Source organism: Echinicola rosea (assembly GCF_005281475.1).
Lineage (GTDB): Bacteria > Bacteroidota > Bacteroidia > Cytophagales > Cyclobacteriaceae > Echinicola > Echinicola rosea.
The window spans coordinates 656,837-671,726 of record NZ_CP040106.1 but is presented as its reverse complement, the minus strand read 5'-3'; the positions used below and the strand labels follow the sequence as shown (position 1 = coordinate 671,726).

The window sequence follows — 14,890 nt, the reverse complement described above, 5'->3', positions numbered from 1 at the left end:
TGACAGAATTGGAAAATAATAGCTAGCTTTAGGGGCAAATTTTACTAATAACTCAAATATAGGCATGAAGAGAAATTATATCTTGGCCGCTGCCATGGGGGTAATGCTTTCTTGGCAAGCCACTGCCCAAGAGCAGTCGCTGGCCGAAAAATACGCCGGCACGATCAGTGATGCAGACCTAAAGGAGTACCTTTCCTATTTGGCATCCGACGAAATGGAAGGTAGGGAAACAGGTGAAAAAGGCCAAAAAATGGCTGCAGAATACCTTAGCAAATTTTATAACGAAATCGGTTTGGAAGGTCCTGTAGATGGCAAATACACGCAGCCTTTCTCCTTGACCAGCGTTTCCTATGGAGATATTGACCTGAAAGTGGGCAAGCAAAAGCTGGTCAACAACGAGGACTTTGTATTCATTGGCGACGGTGATGTCAAAAAAGAAAAGACCGAGTTGGTTTTCTTAGGTTTGGCCAATGAAGAAAACCTCGAGAAAGTAGATGTAGAAGGCAAATTCGTCGGACTATGGGCCATCGGCCAACGGGCAGGCGGCCTGATGGACCAAATCTGGGAAGCAGGCGCCAGAGGCATTATCGTAGTGACCATGGAAGGCCAGTCCAACTTTGACCGCTTGGCAAACCGCTACAAATCGCTGAGCGGAAAAGGACGGCTGGGCTTTGACAAACCGACCGAGCAAAAGCCGGTATTTTTGGTGAGCTCCGATAAAATGGCCAGTCTATTCGATAAATCTGTCGAAGAGCTCAAGCAAGCTGCCAAGGACGATCCCGCTAGCATTCCTTCCCAAAAAGTACGCTACAAGATCGAAAAGAAAAAGGAAATGGTGGGCACCGAAAATGTGATGGGCTACCTCGAAGGCACGGACAAAAAGGATGAGGTATTGGTCATCTCTTCCCACTATGACCATATCGGCATTAACAGCAAGGGAGAAATCAACAATGGAGCCGATGATGATGGCTCCGGTACCGTTTCCGTGATGGAAATCGCCCAGGCCTTTGCTGCCGCCGCCAAGGAAGGCAACGGCCCAAGAAGGTCGGTACTTTTCCTCAACGTTTCTGGAGAGGAAAAAGGCCTATTGGGGTCGGAATATTATACCGACAATCCTGTTTTCCCTCTGGAAAACACCATAAACAATCTTAACATCGATATGGTGGGCCGAGTGGATTATGAATACCAGGATGCCGAAAACCAGGATTACGTGTACGTGATCGGTTCTGAAATGCTGGCTTCACAGTTAAAAACCATCATTGAGTACAATAACATCACCCACACCGACTTGATCTTGGATTACCGCTATGATGCTGAAGATGATCCGAACAGGTTCTATTACCGCTCTGACCACTACAACTTCGCCAAGCACAACATCCCTGTGGCATTTTTCTTTAACGGCGTGCACGATGACTACCACCAGCCTACCGACACCGTGGACAAGATCGAATTTGGTATCATGGAAAAAAGGGCCAAACTGATCTTCTACACCGCTTGGGACCTGGCCAACCGGGACAAAAGAACCCCCGTGGACGGCAGCAACGACCGTGGAGAGCGATAAAGTACCCAAAAGTCAAAAAGCCGCAGCAATTAACGTGCTGCGGCTTTTTTTGATGAGTTGGCTGTTGTCCCGACCTCTCTGACACGGAACTGCAAAAGCTAAGTCTCCAGACTCATCACCATAATTAACTTCCCCACTTGTAATGTGCACATTAACGGATCCTACCCTACTGAGTCAGAGACTCAAAAACTCCTCTGTGCTGGGGCAAAGACCCAGCACAACTCAGTGCGCAATGCCGGTAACGTATTGCATATATCTTCTGATCCGTAAATGATTCAGGGTAATAGCTGTAGAGGATTATAAATCCTCACCATTTGGGGTAGGGATTAAAAATCCCGAACAGCGATGCTTAGGGCTTGTGCGCTGCAAATGTGACAGGCTTAGTAAAAAGCATCCTCAAAGTGCTTAAACCGGATGGTACCTTCCTTATCCTTATAGACCCCGACAATATCGAAGCGGATGTCTTTATGCCAGTCTTTTTCGTGGATATAATGATCGGCAGCCCTGATAATCAGTTGGCGCTTTTTGTAATCGACAAATTCTTCTGCATAGCCAAATCCTGTGCCGCTGCGAAATTTTACTTCCACAAATATCAGTAGCCCTCGATGCTCCATGATCAGATCGATTTCGGCGTGTTTATGCCTGTAATTTTTCTCTAAGAGTGTGTAGTGTTTGGATATCAAAAAGTCAGCCGCGAATCCTTCGGCATCGCTTCCCATCGAATTGTGCAGTGCCATGGTATTTTTTATTAATTTTGTGAAACGTTAAGATTTGGCACTGGTATCAGTCAGGTATGGATTGCCAAAAAATAGAACCTATCGTCATAAAATGGTGTTGATCACCATAAATCATTGGAAGGAACCCGTTGTGAATCATTTAATCAATAAAAAAGTAAAATTTATCGATTTAGGCAAGAAGGACTATAAGGAGACCTGGGATTATCAGGAGTCGCTTTTTGCTGAGATCGTAGCCACCAAGATCGAAAACCGGAAAAAGGGTCCTGAAGATCAGCTGATCACCACCAATTACCTACTCTTCGTGGAGCATCCGCATGTTTATACATTAGGAAAAAGCGGGGAACTCACCCATCTGCTTTTGGACGAGGTCCAGCTGGCGGAGAAGGACGCTACGTTTTATAAGATCAACAGAGGAGGTGATATCACCTACCATGGCCCGGGGCAGCTGGTAGGTTATCCGCTGTTGGATTTGGATAATTTCTTTACGGATATCCATAAATACCTTCGCTTTTTGGAGGAAGCGATCATCCTAACCTTGGCAGAATATGGCATAGAAGCAGGCCGGATCGAAGGGCTTACGGGTGTCTGGCTAGATCATGAGAAGCGCATCAATCCTCGGAAAATATGTGCTTTGGGCGTAAAATCCAGCAGGTGGGTGACCATGCACGGCTTTGCGTTTAATGTGAATGCTGATCTTTCCTATTTTGCCAATATCGTTCCTTGTGGCATCGCGGACAAGGCCGTGACGTCTTTGCACCTCGAACTTGGGCGACCGGTGGATGAATTGGAAGTAAAGGAAAAGGTGAAGCAGCACTTGGCCGATTTGTTCGAAATGGAGTGGGAGGACAGATGAAGGCCGGTAAGCACGAAGGTAAAGTTTAAAGATTAAGAGTTTATATGAAAAAAGATATCGATTTTCACCCAGTGACCGGTGTGAAACTGGCCATTGCCAAAGAAGAAGTAAATGGCAATTCGGAGTGGGGCGTATATATTATCAACCATAACATGATTGAGCTAACAAACCTAATGGTGACATCCAAAGGGTATGGAATACTCAATGGCGAAGATATAAAGACCTCCACACTACGGCATATGATTGAAGAATTAGGCTCGGAGAGCATTGCCAAAATCGAACCCATTGATCCTAAATTGTTTGTGCTGAACAATGAATTCTGGGTAAGTTATTATATATTGGATCAGATATTTGATAAGAAATTTGTCTTCGTAGAGGGCAGCATGGACGAGAAAAACATCCAGTATATTCCGGCGCTTGATCTAGAAGGCGTTTTACATCCCTGAATTGGACTATGGCAGATTTTTTGAGTGACCTTAAGCATATTTTATTTTTGGACATCGAGACCGCTTCTTCCACGGAGCGTTTTGATGAGCTGTCCCCAAGGCTGCAAAAAGAGTGGATAAACAAAGCCAACCATTTGCCCAATGAAGAAGAATTGGCAGTGGAGGAACTTTATTTCGAAAAAGCCGGTATTTATGCTGAATTTGGAAGAGTGGTCTGCGTGGGGCTTGGTTATTTTCTCTATGATCCCGGGCGAGATCAGTTACAGTTTCGTACCAAAGCCATAGCTCATGAAGAAGAACATGACACCCTATTGGAGCTGAGGGCAATCTTAGAAAAAAAGCACTGGACACTCTGTGCCCACAACGGCAAAGAGTTTGACTTTCCCTATCTTTGTCGGAGAATGCTGACCAATCGTGTGCCTTTGCCGGAGGTTTTGCAAATGGCTGGGAGAAAACCTTGGGAAATCAGGCACATTGACACGTTGGAGTTATGGAAATTTGGGGATTATAAACATTACACCCGGTTGGAGCTTTTGGCCGCAATATTTGATATTCCCAGCTCCAAAGACAGCATCGATGGAAGCGAGGTCAATGAAGTATTTTATAAACAAAAAGATCTGAAATCCATTTCTACGTATTGCTTAAAGGACGTAGAAGTGACCGCGAGGATTTATTTGGCCTATCAGGGGCTGCCCGGTGACCTGAAGGTTGACATAGTCCAGCAAGATGAACAACACGTTAATTGACAGCTGAATGGTGGATGGCCTTATTGAATTAACATCAATCGATAAGATGCCGGTACAAAAGCCAGCGTGTTTCTAAACTTTCGTGATGCGTTATTTGTAATAAAACTACGTGATCATATTCTTCAAATCACCCAATAGCATGTGATCATTTAGTGAAGAAAGAAAGCTGAGGGGAAAGTGCCCCACCCAAAGTCCGCAAAGGAGGAATGGATTTTGGAAAATTAAAGAAATTATTAGGAAGGTAAATCCAGCCGAAGAAAACAGAGAATTTTTATGAGCAAAAGACCAAGAAAACAACGAAAAGGCAAAGGGAAACCAGGTAAAATCAACAATGCCGCCCAACTTGCCGAACGGATACTCCATTTTTTGGATAGCCACTATGGCGAGGAATATTCGCTTAAGCAGATTATCAGGAAAATGAACATCAGGGATAAGATCACCAAAGGTGGTGTGGAGCCGGTATTGCAAAAACTGGTGGCTGCCGGCAGTGTTTCGAAAAATCCCAGAAATCACTACGCCTCTACCAAGTCACCAGATTTTATCGAAGGAACAGTGGATTACGTCAACCCGCGGTTTGCCTTCATTGTGCCCGACAATAAGGGGGAAGATGAAGAGGATATTTTGGTCAAGGCACGTGACTTGAAAAATGCCTTGGACGACGACAAAGTACGCATAATGGTCAATCCCCAAAAGCACCCTGGCCAAAAGAGAGAAGGCAGGGTGCTGGAGGTCGTCAAGCGGGCGCGCGAGGAGTTTGTCGGTAGGGTGGAGATTTCGCCACGCTTTGCCTTTGTGGTTTCCGATTTCAAGAAAATGCACCATGACATATTTATCCGTAAGTCTGACCTGAACGGCGCCGAGCATAACCAAAAGGTGGTGGTGAGAATCACCGAGTGGCGAGACGAGGACAAAAACCCCACCGGCAAAGTACTGCAGGTGCTTGGAGAGGCCGGAGAACATGAAGTGGAAATTCATTCGATTATGGCGGAATTTGGTTTGCCATTCGAATACCCCGAAGAGCTCATAGAAGAGGCAGAGGCCATTTCGGACAAAATCTCCAAAACGGAAATCAAATCCAGAAAGGACTTTAGGGGGGTGACCACCTTTACCATTGACCCGGCAGATGCTAAGGACTTTGACGATGCAATATCTTACCAGCGTTTGCCCAATGGAAACATCGAGCTGGGTGTGCACATTGCTGACGTGACCCATTATGTGAAGCCCAATACCTCCTTGGAGGAGGAGGCGTATGACAGAGCCACGTCCGTATATTTGGTAGATCGTACCATTCCCATGTTACCGGAGCGGCTTAGCAATGGGCTTTGTTCACTTCGGCCCAATGAGGATAAGCTTACCTTTTCCTGTGTATTTGAGATGGATGAGGAGGGACAGGTACTGAACCATTGGATCGGCAGAACGATCATCCATTCTGACAGAAGGTTTGCCTATGAAGAAGCCCAGGCAAATATTGACCAGCAGGAGGGGGATTTCTATTCTGAGCTTACCCTGCTGAATAATTTGGCCAAAAAGGTAAGGAAACGTCGTTTTCAACATGGTGCGATTAACTTCGAGACCGTGGAGGTGAAGTTTAAGCTGGATGAAAAGGGAACTCCTTTGGGCCTAATGGTAAAAGAGCGAAAGGATATCCATAAAATGATCGAGGAATACATGCTTATGGCCAATAAGGCAGTGGCGGAATTTGTGTTTAACAAAAACAAAGGCGAGGATACCTTTGTTTACAGAATACATGACCACCCGGACTTGGAACGCTTGGAGACTTTTGCGAACTTCGCGAAAAAATTTGGCCATGAGGTTTCCATGACGGAACAGACACAAGTCGCATCTACCTTGAACAAGCTCATGGGAGAGATAGAAGGCAAACCAGAGCAGAACCTACTGGAGCAACTCGCGATCAGGAGTATGGCCAAAGCCCGCTATACCACAGAGCCAAAAGGGCACTTTGGATTGGCCTTTAAGCACTATACCCATTTTACCTCACCGATCCGAAGGTATCCAGATATGATGGTGCATCGCCTGTTGCAGCATTACCTGGATGGTGGCAAGTCTGCCGATAAGGAAGCTTGGGAGGATAAATGTATTCATTCCAGTGAACGCGAAAAGCGGGCTGCAGATGCCGAAAGGGCCTCTATTAAATACAAGCAGGTAGAATATATGTCACTTGCTGAAGACAAAGCCTATGATGGTATTATTTCAGGAGTCACGGAATGGGGGATTTTCGTAGAAATCACCGAAACCAAATGTGAGGGCATGATAAGGTTACAGGATTTGGAGGATGACTACTACGAATTTGATGAGAAAAACATGCGCCTGATAGGTGCCAAAAATAAAAAAATGATCACGCTGGGAGACCAGGTGAGGGTCCGTGTAACGAACACGGATATTGACAGAAGAACCATAGACTTGGAATTTGCAGATGACAATGACTAAAACCAACCTCAGCCAAGAGCTGGTGGAACAGCTGGAAAAGCACATAGGAGCGTATTCTTTTGGGGGCGATCCACATGAGCTATATGATCCTATTGCCTATATCATGAGCCTTGGAGGTAAGCGCATCAGGCCGCTGCTAACCTTGCTGGCATATTCCCTCTATCGGGACGACTATGAGAAGATCCTTACTCCAGCGGCTGCTGTGGAGGTTTTCCATAATTTCACCTTGGTACACGATGATATCATGGACGAGGCTCCACTGAGAAGGGGGAAGGCTACGGTCCATAAAAAATGGGATACCAATACGGCAATCCTCTCTGGTGATGTGATGTTGGTGAAAGTATATGATATGTTGCTGCATATTCAGGAGGACAAGTTGGCAGTGTGCCTCCGGCTATTTAACCAAACGGCCACAGAAGTGTGCGAAGGGCAACAGCATGACATGAATTTTGAAACGCTGGAACATGTCTCCGAAGCGGAATACTTGGAGATGATCCGGCAAAAGACCGCGGTGTTGTTGGGCTTTGCATTACAGTATGGGGCGATCCTGGGCGGTGCTTCACTGGAGGATTCCCAGCACCTGTACGAATTTGGTGTTAATGTGGGGATAGGTTTTCAGTTGAAAGACGACCTGCTGGATGTGTATGCGGACAAGGCCAAATTTGGCAAGCAAGTGGGAGGGGATATCTTGGCCAATAAAAAGACGTTTTTACTGATCAAAGCGAGGGAATTGGCTACAGGAGAAGTAAAGCGGCAGTTGGAAGATTGGCTCGGTAAAGTTGAGTTTGATAAAGAAGATAAGGTGAAAAGCGTCACCGAAATCTACGACAGCTTAGGGATCAAGGAGGTGACAGAAGCCAAGATGGAAGGTTATTTCCAACAGGGTTTTGCCCAACTTAGTGCCCTCAAAGTCAAAAAGCCAGCGGTGCTCGCCGCACTCAAAGGGCTTACCCAAAATCTAATAGACCGGGAGAAGTAATTTTCCGGTATTGTTCACCTTCCCATTGTTTTTAGAATGCAATTATCCGCAACGGTACTGATCATCATTATTACGGCACTTAGCTCATTTTATGCCTGGAAGAATTATTCCTTCTTATCTAGGAGCATGTTTAATCCCTACTTGATCAATGAGCGAGGCCAATATGACCGATTTGTGCTTTCAGGCTTTATCCATAAAGATGGCATGCACTTATTGTTCAATATGATTACCTTTTATTTTTTTGGGAGGTTGGTAGAGCAATTCTTAACCTACCGTTTTGGAGCAATGGTGGGGATTGTCGTTTTTGTAGCGTTTTACTTGGCGGCCATAGTGATTGCGGATATCCCGACTTTCCTTAAACATAAAAATAACCCGCATTACCAAGCCTTAGGGGCTTCAGGTGGTACTGCGGCGGCTGTTTTTGCCAGCATCATCCTTATGCCAATGGCGGATATTTGCCTTTTCGGATTGCTGTGCCTTCCCGGATTTATTTTGGGGATATTGTTCTTGGGTTATTCGGCCATCAAGAGCAAGCAGGGAAATGACAGCATAAACCATGATGCCCATTTGTACGGAGCCTTATTTGGTATTGGTTTTATTTTGGTATTGTCTCCCGAGAGTGCCGTGCACTTTATCGATCAAGTGAAGAATTTCAGCCTTTTTTAACCCGGTTTAGGGAGATGTAAATGTGAAAGTCTGGAGACTTTTTTGAGTTTTGGTCTGAGTCTGGAGACTCAGACCAAAAAAAAGGAACGGAGGCTCAGACCAAAAAAAGAACGGAGACGCAGGCCAAAAGGGGGGCTTACCAAATGACCCTATATCGGTGGGCTTATTTGAAGGCTACGTATGAGGTAAAGCAAAGGTGCTTGTGCAACACCTCTGTTGAACGAAAGCCTGCTTTTCGGGCCACATCTATTTGGTATTGTGTGCTGCGTGGACTGTCTTCCCTTTCGATATAATATAATCGAACACATGGTCCCTGTAATTTTCATCTTTTAGATTGGCCAGAAACTGTCCGTATTTTTGCCGGTACAGTAAATACTGGATTTTTGGCTCATCGTGGGAGACCAAATCAAAGACCCACAAGCTTCCACCTGGCTTTAATAATCTATAAAGCTTTGCAAAAGCCATTTCCCAATCTTCATCATCCCTTAGGTGGTGCAGTACCGCCGTGGCAATGATGACATCGTAAGTGTTTTCCTGTAGCGGCAGCTTTCTGAAATCGCCTTTGATGGTGGTTACTTCGCCATCAGTGAGTGATGCACTTCGCTCTTTTGCGCGATCCAGCATGGGTTGGCTAAGATCTGCCAAGGTGACGTTTGGTGCAGTATTAAGCTTGGATAAGAGCTTTACCGTGTAATTTCCCGCTCCGCACCCAATGTCCAGAAATTGGGTCAAATCCGGATACAGCTGGGCGATGCCATCGGTGATCAATTCCATGTTGAAAAGCGCATCTACGGTGGAGGCTTGGCCTGTTTGGAGATTGGAGAAGCGGTCCACGTCGTTGTCAAATCGTTTTTCAATTTCTGATAAGGTGGATTTGTTTGCCATAGTGAATATAGTTTTACCCCGGACTATCAATGTCGTTTAGTTAGTGTGTACCTGGAAATATTGGTTCTATTGTTTTTCTTGCTAAATTCCAGGATGGTTTTCACCTCTTTACCTTTGTTACTTTTTTGCTTCAGGTCAAAAAAGTAACCAAAAAACCCCGCCGCTACGCCACGGCGCACAGGTGTGCATCTATCGGCCTAAAATTAAAACCTTCCCTCATGCAGGCAAACTCCTCCTTTTCTAGCTTCCAACATTCTTTTTGGCTAGTATTTCGTCAAACAAGCCTGCCTTCTTGCCCACCCGCTTTTTAATTTCATAACGTCCAATACCTGCAAGGCGGATCCATTTTATACAGGTTTAAAAAGACCATGGACTAAAGCCATAATTTTCTAAATGAACGATCCGTATTGGGAAATCTTTTTAACTAAACGAAATTGATAAAGCGGGTTGAACTTGGGTATTGGTTTTGATTTGAAAGAGAATTCATTAGACTTTTGGGTGTTTTAACCTGCGTCTCCTGAGGCTGACTAGTTGGTTGAAGAGATGTGTGGAGGCATTGGCTCACCAAAACCCATCACCTTCAAACCTGTTAACCTTACCACCTCAATAATTCGTGTCCAGTACAAAAACCGTTGGGATTTTGTGGAGGTCGATTTTTACCTTGCGCCATTCTGCAATGGTCTTGGTTTGGATAAATTCGTCTTTGGCGGTTAGGTTTTTGGCGATGCAGAGTTTGGTATTGGGATGAAGGTGGGTTTTCAGGTCTTCCAGCAGGTGGTTGTTACGAAAGGGAGTTTCCATAAAAAGCTGTGTCCGCCGGTGTTGGGAGGAATCACTTTCCAGGCTTTTGATGGCCTGTACACGGGCTTTTTTGTCAATGGGAAGATAGCCATGAAAAGTAAACGACTGTCCATTGAAGCCTGCTCCCATCAGTGCCATGAACATGGAAGAAGGTCCCGAAAGCGGCACCACTTGGATGTTTTTTTGGTGGGCAAAAGCCACGGCGACTGCTCCCGGGTCTGCGATTCCCGGACAGCCGGCTTCTGAGAGAATGCCCATGTCGTGCCCTTCAAAGATTGGCTGGAGCAATTGTGGCATACGGGTGGCCTTGGTCTTTTTGTCCAAGACCTCAAACTGCAGCTCTTCGATCGTGAGTCCAAGTCTCAGGCTGGAGATATACCGCCTGGCCGTTCGGAGGTTTTCAGCCAAATAATGGGAAGTATGCTTGATGACTTCTTTTACTTGGGGGCTGATGATTTCCTGTCCTGTGCCCTCTGCCAAAACATTGGGGATTAGATAGAGTTTTCCTTTTTTCATAATTGGCGGTTAACGGTGCAATTTATGGGAGATTCGCTACGGTTGGATTTTTTACTCCAGAAACGCCTTGACCGTCGCTGCTACGGCATCGGGCTGTTCTGCATGGAGCCAGTGCCCGGCATTTTTGATGGTGATCAGTTTGTATTCTGGGAAATACTTCTCTAAGTCTTCCTTGTCCTTATCTTGGATATAATCAGAATTGGCACCCCGCATGAAGAGGGTCGGCCCATCATAGACCTTGTCGCTATCGATTCCTTCGCCTACATTGTCGATTTTTTCGGTGATGACGGGCAAGTTGATTTTCCATATGAATTTACGGTCATCATCCCTGCCAAGGCTCTTCATAAGAAATTGCCTGATCCCTGCTTCAGGAATATGTTCGGAAAGGGTTTCATCGGCCTCTTTTCTGGATTTGAGGTTATCCATGTCGATGGCATTTAACCCCTTTAGAATGGTTTGGTGATGCGGAGGATAATACCGCGGAGCGATATCGGCGACGATCAGTTTTTTGACCTTGTTGGGGTGTCTTAGCGCAAAGTTCATGGCGGTTTTTCCTCCCATGGAATGCCCCATGATGTAGGCAGCCTCCAGTCCTTGTGAAGTCATAAAGGTGGCGAGGTCATCTACCATGGCTTTATAGCTCCATTCGTCACTTTGCGGAGAGTCCCCATGGTTTCGCTGGTCCAGAAGGTATATGGTATAGTCCTCATCCAGCTCTTTGGCGATACTGAGCCAGTTGTCTGCCGAGCCAAAAAGGCCGTGCAGGATGATCAGTGGTTTGCCTTGACCTACTTTTTTATAGTTTAGTTTCATGCTGTAGTTTTTTGTTGAATGGTTTTATTGTCGAGCCAAAAGCGCAACTTTACGGGGTACCCGGGCACAGCCCTCGGTACAGCTGTTTTAGTTTCGTACTCAATACTCACGGCTCATTACCCAAGGTTAATTATTCTTCCTCCATTTCCAACTGCCTTCGGTACATCTGGATGGTATTTTCCAGACCGTAATAAAGGGCATCACATATCAGCGCATGGCCAATGGATACTTCGTCAAGGAAAGGGATATTTTCTTTTAGAAAGCGGAGATTGTCCAAGTCCAGGTCATGTCCGGCATTGAGGCCAAGCCCAAGTTCTTTGGCGATTTTGGCTACTTCTACGTACGGTTTTACCGCTTCCTGTTTGTTTTTATGAAAATTACTGGCATATGGCTCCGTATAAAGCTCCACCCTGTCGGTTCCTGTGAGCTTGGCCGGTTCGAAGTATTTTTTGTCAGGATTGATAAAAATAGACGTTCGGGTGCCGTATTCGTGCAGTTCAGCAATGATATCTTTCAGCTCCTCTTGGTGTGCGATGGTGTCCCATCCGGTGTTGGAGGTGAGCACGTGGGGTGGGTCAGGCACCAAAGTGGCTTGGGCAGGCCGTGCCAAGCGAATTATTTCCATAAAACGTTTGTCAGGATAGCCTTCGATGTTAAATTCGGTGGTGACTACCTCCTTGAGCTTCATGACATCGTCATAGCGAATGTGCCTTTCGTCCGGCCGAGGGTGTACTGTAATGCCTTGAGAGCCGAATTTTTCAGCATCCAAGGCGACCTGTACCACGTCTGGATTGTTGCCGCCACGGGCATTTCTGATGGTGGCGATCTTGTTAATATTTACGCTGAGTTTGGTCATTTTATTAAATTATGCTCTAATTTTGTTCAAAATTACACCTTAAATAACATAAACATAAAGATAATGAGTTTAAAGCAAAGTATAGAAGCCGAGATCAAGAACGCCATGCGCTCCAAGGACAAAGACCGTTTACGGGCTTTAAGGTCCATTAAGTCCATGATCATGTTGGAAGAAACCAAAGGAGCAGAAAAAGGAATGACAGAGGATGAAGAGATGAAACTTTTGACCAAAGCCGCCAAGCAGCGCAGGGATTCCTTGGAGATTTACGAGCAGCAGGGGCGTGAAGATTTGGCCGCTACTGAGCAATCAGAGCTGGACATTATCAATGAATTTCTTCCGAAACAATTGAGCGAAGAGGAGCTTGAAGGAGAATTGAAAGCGATTATCGCTGAAGTAGGTGCTGAAGGGCCAAAAGACATGGGCAAAGTGATGGGCACTGCTACCAAAAAACTGGCAGGAAAAGCAGACGGTAAAATGATCTCCCAGAAGGTCAAGCAGCTATTGTCGTAGTAGTCAAGGTTGTAAACCGAATGAGGAGAGCCAAGTGCCAATCCCTTATATAATTTCGCACTAACTAATCACCCGTTTGAACACAATAGATATAATTATACTGATATTATTGGCCATTGGGGCTTATAGTGGCTATAGACAAGGGCTGTTTATTGGTGTGTTATCTATTGTGGCGTTTATCATTGGGATCGTGTTTGCCTTTAAGTTCATGCATTGGGGGGCGGATCTTTTGGCAGAGCGTGTGGAGAGCCTGACCTTTATGCTGCCCTTCATTTCATTTTTGATCATATTTTTTTTGGTGACCATTACGATACGGATTTTGGCGTACTTGGTCAAAAAGACCTTGGATCTGACCATTTTGGGGACCTTTGATAATTTTGCGGGAGCCATCTTAGGGTTATTGAAATGGGGTTTTATGCTCAGCCTGTTGATTTGGGTAGCCAAGTCTTTTGGTATGGAAATGCCGCGTGAGGAGCTGGAGAAGAGCTATCTTTTTGGTGTTTTGGAGCCTTATGCACCATTGGTGATCGATGCAATGGGCACCATTACCCCTGCCATTCAGGATGCCGTGGGAAGAATTAATGAACTGGTCGAAAAGTCGCAGGATGCTGTTACTAATTGATAATTTTGATTCTTTTTCGTATATCCTAGCGGATTACTTTAGACAAGCAGGTTTTGAGTTGGACATTGTCCGTAACGATACCCCGTTGGCACTGCTCAAAGAAGGAAATTACGATGGTGTAGTGCTTTCACCTGGGCCAGAAACCCCTTCCAAGGCCGGGAATCTCAAGGGGATTTTCGAATATTTCCATGACAAATTGCCCATTTTGGGAGTTTGCTTGGGGCATCAGTGCATTGGGGAGTTTTTTGGTGCCAGACTGGTCAAGGGCAACCGTCCCGTACATGGAAAAGTCCATTCTGTCATCAAGCTCCATGACCACTCCGTGCTGAATGGCCTGCCCGATCGATTTAAGGTGACCCGCTATCACTCTTTGGAGCTGGTGGATTTGCCGGGTTGCCTTCAGCCGCTCTTGGTGACAGCACAGCATGAATTGATGGCCATGGCCCATAAGAGCCTTCCCATAATAGGGATTCAATTTCACCCGGAAGCACATTTGAGCGAGTATGGTGCGGAATTGATCAAAAACTGGGCAAAGAATTGCGTGGGTCGTTTATGAAAAGTATCGAGAAGGGAGATAAACCAATATTCTTCTCCACTGGGATGTAAATGTAAAAGTCTGGAGACTTTTGGGAGTTTTGGTCTGAGTCTGGAGACTTGGACCAAAAGGAGCTGTGGGCCCCGTACTTTAGATGCAAGTGAAAATTAAAATAGCGGATTACCTTACATCTTATCTTCTTTGTGCGTTTTAATAAATGGATACTATTTAATATCTTTAAAACATGCAGGCGTACGAATTCATCAACAACATGATTCCCCCACTGAAGCTTACCGATAAGGTAAGGATGACACTGTCGTGGATGGAGGAAATCCGTACGGATGTATTGCCGGTGGTGGAAGGTGGATATTTTAAAGGGCTGATCACTGATGAGATGATTTACAATATCAATAGAGAGGACATCACTGTAGCAGATGTACCGCTGGAATCGGAAGGCTGTTTTGTACTGAAGGAAAAGCATATCTATGACGTGCTCCGTGTGGCTTCGGAATTCCAAAGCAATATGGTGGCCGTAGTGGACAATGAGAATATCTACCATGGAGTGGTCACTTTAGAGGACTCGATTGCCGCTTTTGCCGACACCCTGTCGATCCAGGCACAAGGTGGCGTGTTGGTGCTGTCGATGTTTATGACGGATTACAGCCTGTTTGAAATTGCCCGGGTGATCGAATCAGAAAATGCAAAGGTGCTCAGCAGTTTTTTGACAAGCGACCCCTTGGATGAGAGCAAAATCAAGGTGGTGCTAAAGGTGGACAAGACAGAACTAAGGCACATCAAGGCTACCTTAGAGCGGTTTGGCTACAAAGTCATAGATCATTATCAGGAGGAAATGGATGAAAACAAAGAGCAGGACCGGCTGGATAACCTGATGCGATTTTTGAATATCTAACAGAGA

The 14,890-nt window shown here is 45.6% G+C and carries 16 protein-coding genes; 11 read left to right on the top strand and 5 right to left on the bottom strand.

Annotation, left to right across the window (positions count from 1 at the left end):
• Positions 1–64 precede the first annotated feature (64 nt).
• Positions 65–1,561 carry a M28 family peptidase gene (locus tag FDP09_RS02855; protein ID WP_137401206.1) on the top strand — a complete coding sequence of 499 codons (1,497 nt, stop codon included), beginning with the start codon at positions 65–67 and terminating at the stop codon, positions 1,559–1,561.
• A gap of 380 nt (positions 1,562–1,941) precedes the next feature.
• Here the strand turns inward: FDP09_RS02855 and FDP09_RS02850 are convergent, their stop codons facing one another.
• Positions 1,942–2,298, bottom strand: coding sequence for a YraN family protein (locus FDP09_RS02850; RefSeq protein WP_137401205.1), 357 nt, complete (start codon positions 2,296–2,298; stop codon positions 1,942–1,944).
• 130 nt (positions 2,299–2,428) lie between these two features.
• Here FDP09_RS02850 and lipB point away from each other — a divergent pair, with 130 nt between their 5' ends.
• From lipB to FDP09_RS02820, 6 genes are all read left to right on the top strand, one after another.
• The gene (gene lipB, locus FDP09_RS02845) at positions 2,429–3,151 is read left to right on the top strand and encodes a lipoyl(octanoyl) transferase LipB (protein ID WP_137401204.1); all 723 of its coding nucleotides are present in this window, start codon (positions 2,429–2,431) and stop codon (positions 3,149–3,151) included.
• A gap of 44 nt (positions 3,152–3,195) precedes the next feature.
• Positions 3,196–3,597, top strand: a complete 402-nt coding sequence (locus FDP09_RS02840) for a hypothetical protein (RefSeq protein WP_137401203.1) — start codon at positions 3,196–3,198, stop codon at positions 3,595–3,597.
• An 8-nt stretch (positions 3,598–3,605) separates the two neighbouring features.
• Positions 3,606–4,343 carry a 3'-5' exonuclease gene (locus tag FDP09_RS02835; RefSeq protein WP_137401202.1) on the top strand — a complete coding sequence of 246 codons (738 nt, stop codon included), beginning with the start codon at positions 3,606–3,608 and terminating at the stop codon, positions 4,341–4,343.
• A gap of 273 nt (positions 4,344–4,616) precedes the next feature.
• Positions 4,617–6,791 carry a ribonuclease R gene (gene rnr, locus FDP09_RS02830; RefSeq protein WP_137401201.1) on the top strand — a complete coding sequence of 725 codons (2,175 nt, stop codon included), beginning with the start codon at positions 4,617–4,619 and terminating at the stop codon, positions 6,789–6,791.
• On the top strand, positions 6,778–7,770 hold the full coding sequence (locus tag FDP09_RS02825) for a polyprenyl synthetase family protein (protein ID WP_137401200.1): 993 nt from the start codon (positions 6,778–6,780) through the stop codon (positions 7,768–7,770). The genes rnr and FDP09_RS02825 overlap by 14 nt, the downstream gene beginning before the upstream one ends.
• Before the next feature lie 36 nt (positions 7,771–7,806).
• Complete coding sequence (locus FDP09_RS02820) at positions 7,807–8,436, top strand: rhomboid family intramembrane serine protease (RefSeq protein WP_137401199.1); 630 nt, start codon at positions 7,807–7,809, stop codon at positions 8,434–8,436.
• Positions 8,437–8,682: 246 nt separating this feature from the next.
• Here the strand turns inward: FDP09_RS02820 and FDP09_RS02815 are convergent, their stop codons facing one another.
• The 4 genes from FDP09_RS02815 to FDP09_RS02800 form a co-directional block, all read right to left on the bottom strand.
• Positions 8,683–9,321: a class I SAM-dependent methyltransferase gene (locus FDP09_RS02815; protein WP_222840315.1), complete on the bottom strand. Its 639-nt coding sequence runs from the start codon at positions 9,319–9,321 to the stop codon at positions 8,683–8,685.
• A gap of 603 nt (positions 9,322–9,924) precedes the next feature.
• Positions 9,925–10,638, bottom strand: coding sequence for an SAM-dependent methyltransferase (locus FDP09_RS02810; protein ID WP_137401198.1), 714 nt, complete (start codon positions 10,636–10,638; stop codon positions 9,925–9,927).
• 51 nt (positions 10,639–10,689) lie between these two features.
• Complete coding sequence (locus tag FDP09_RS02805) at positions 10,690–11,451, bottom strand: alpha/beta fold hydrolase (RefSeq protein WP_137401197.1); 762 nt, start codon at positions 11,449–11,451, stop codon at positions 10,690–10,692.
• Positions 11,452–11,581: 130 nt separating this feature from the next.
• The gene (locus FDP09_RS02800; protein ID WP_137401196.1) at positions 11,582–12,307 is read right to left on the bottom strand and encodes a pyridoxine 5'-phosphate synthase; all 726 of its coding nucleotides are present in this window, start codon (positions 12,305–12,307) and stop codon (positions 11,582–11,584) included.
• A gap of 63 nt (positions 12,308–12,370) precedes the next feature.
• On the opposite strand from FDP09_RS02800, the gene FDP09_RS02795 reads away from it, so the two are divergent.
• The 4 genes from FDP09_RS02795 to FDP09_RS02780 all read left to right on the top strand — a co-directional run bounded on the left by FDP09_RS02795 (position 12,371) and on the right by FDP09_RS02780 (position 14,884).
• A complete protein-coding gene (locus FDP09_RS02795; RefSeq protein ID WP_137401195.1) occupies positions 12,371–12,817 on the top strand; it encodes a GatB/YqeY domain-containing protein in 447 nt (148 codons plus the stop codon).
• A 76-nt stretch (positions 12,818–12,893) separates the two neighbouring features.
• The gene (locus FDP09_RS02790; RefSeq protein WP_137401194.1) at positions 12,894–13,439 is read left to right on the top strand and encodes a CvpA family protein; all 546 of its coding nucleotides are present in this window, start codon (positions 12,894–12,896) and stop codon (positions 13,437–13,439) included.
• Positions 13,423–13,995, top strand: coding sequence for an anthranilate synthase component II (locus FDP09_RS02785; RefSeq protein WP_137401193.1), 573 nt, complete (start codon positions 13,423–13,425; stop codon positions 13,993–13,995). Before FDP09_RS02790 ends, FDP09_RS02785 begins: the two co-directional genes overlap by 17 nt.
• Before the next feature lie 223 nt (positions 13,996–14,218).
• A complete protein-coding gene (locus FDP09_RS02780) occupies positions 14,219–14,884 on the top strand; it encodes a CBS domain-containing protein (protein WP_137401192.1) in 666 nt (221 codons plus the stop codon).
• Positions 14,885–14,890 lie beyond the last annotated feature (6 nt).

What these genes read in the sequence shown, in the direction of transcription:
- FDP09_RS02825 (WP_137401200.1), top strand. Translation starts at nt 6,778, where the DNA reads ATGACAATGACTAAAACCAACCTCAGCCAAGAGCTGGTGGAACAGCTG.
- FDP09_RS02780 (WP_137401192.1), top strand. Translation starts at nt 14,219, where the DNA reads ATGCAGGCGTACGAATTCATCAACAACATGATTCCCCCACTGAAGCTT.
- FDP09_RS02835 (WP_137401202.1), top strand. Translation starts at nt 3,606, where the DNA reads ATGGCAGATTTTTTGAGTGACCTTAAGCATATTTTATTTTTGGACATC.
- rnr (WP_137401201.1), top strand. Translation starts at nt 4,617, where the DNA reads ATGAGCAAAAGACCAAGAAAACAACGAAAAGGCAAAGGGAAACCAGGT.
- FDP09_RS02840 (WP_137401203.1), top strand. Translation starts at nt 3,196, where the DNA reads ATGAAAAAAGATATCGATTTTCACCCAGTGACCGGTGTGAAACTGGCC.
- FDP09_RS02815 (WP_222840315.1), bottom strand. Translation starts at nt 9,321, where the DNA reads ATGGCAAACAAATCCACCTTATCAGAAATTGAAAAACGATTTGACAAC.
- FDP09_RS02800 (WP_137401196.1), bottom strand. Translation starts at nt 12,307, where the DNA reads ATGACCAAACTCAGCGTAAATATTAACAAGATCGCCACCATCAGAAAT.
- FDP09_RS02850 (WP_137401205.1), bottom strand. Translation starts at nt 2,298, where the DNA reads ATGGCACTGCACAATTCGATGGGAAGCGATGCCGAAGGATTCGCGGCT.
- FDP09_RS02805 (WP_137401197.1), bottom strand. Translation starts at nt 11,451, where the DNA reads ATGAAACTAAACTATAAAAAAGTAGGTCAAGGCAAACCACTGATCATC.
- FDP09_RS02795 (WP_137401195.1), top strand. Translation starts at nt 12,371, where the DNA reads ATGAGTTTAAAGCAAAGTATAGAAGCCGAGATCAAGAACGCCATGCGC.
- FDP09_RS02785 (WP_137401193.1), top strand. Translation starts at nt 13,423, where the DNA reads ATGCTGTTACTAATTGATAATTTTGATTCTTTTTCGTATATCCTAGCG.
- FDP09_RS02855 (WP_137401206.1), top strand. Translation starts at nt 65, where the DNA reads ATGAAGAGAAATTATATCTTGGCCGCTGCCATGGGGGTAATGCTTTCT.
- FDP09_RS02820 (WP_137401199.1), top strand. Translation starts at nt 7,807, where the DNA reads ATGCAATTATCCGCAACGGTACTGATCATCATTATTACGGCACTTAGC.
- FDP09_RS02810 (WP_137401198.1), bottom strand. Translation starts at nt 10,638, where the DNA reads ATGAAAAAAGGAAAACTCTATCTAATCCCCAATGTTTTGGCAGAGGGC.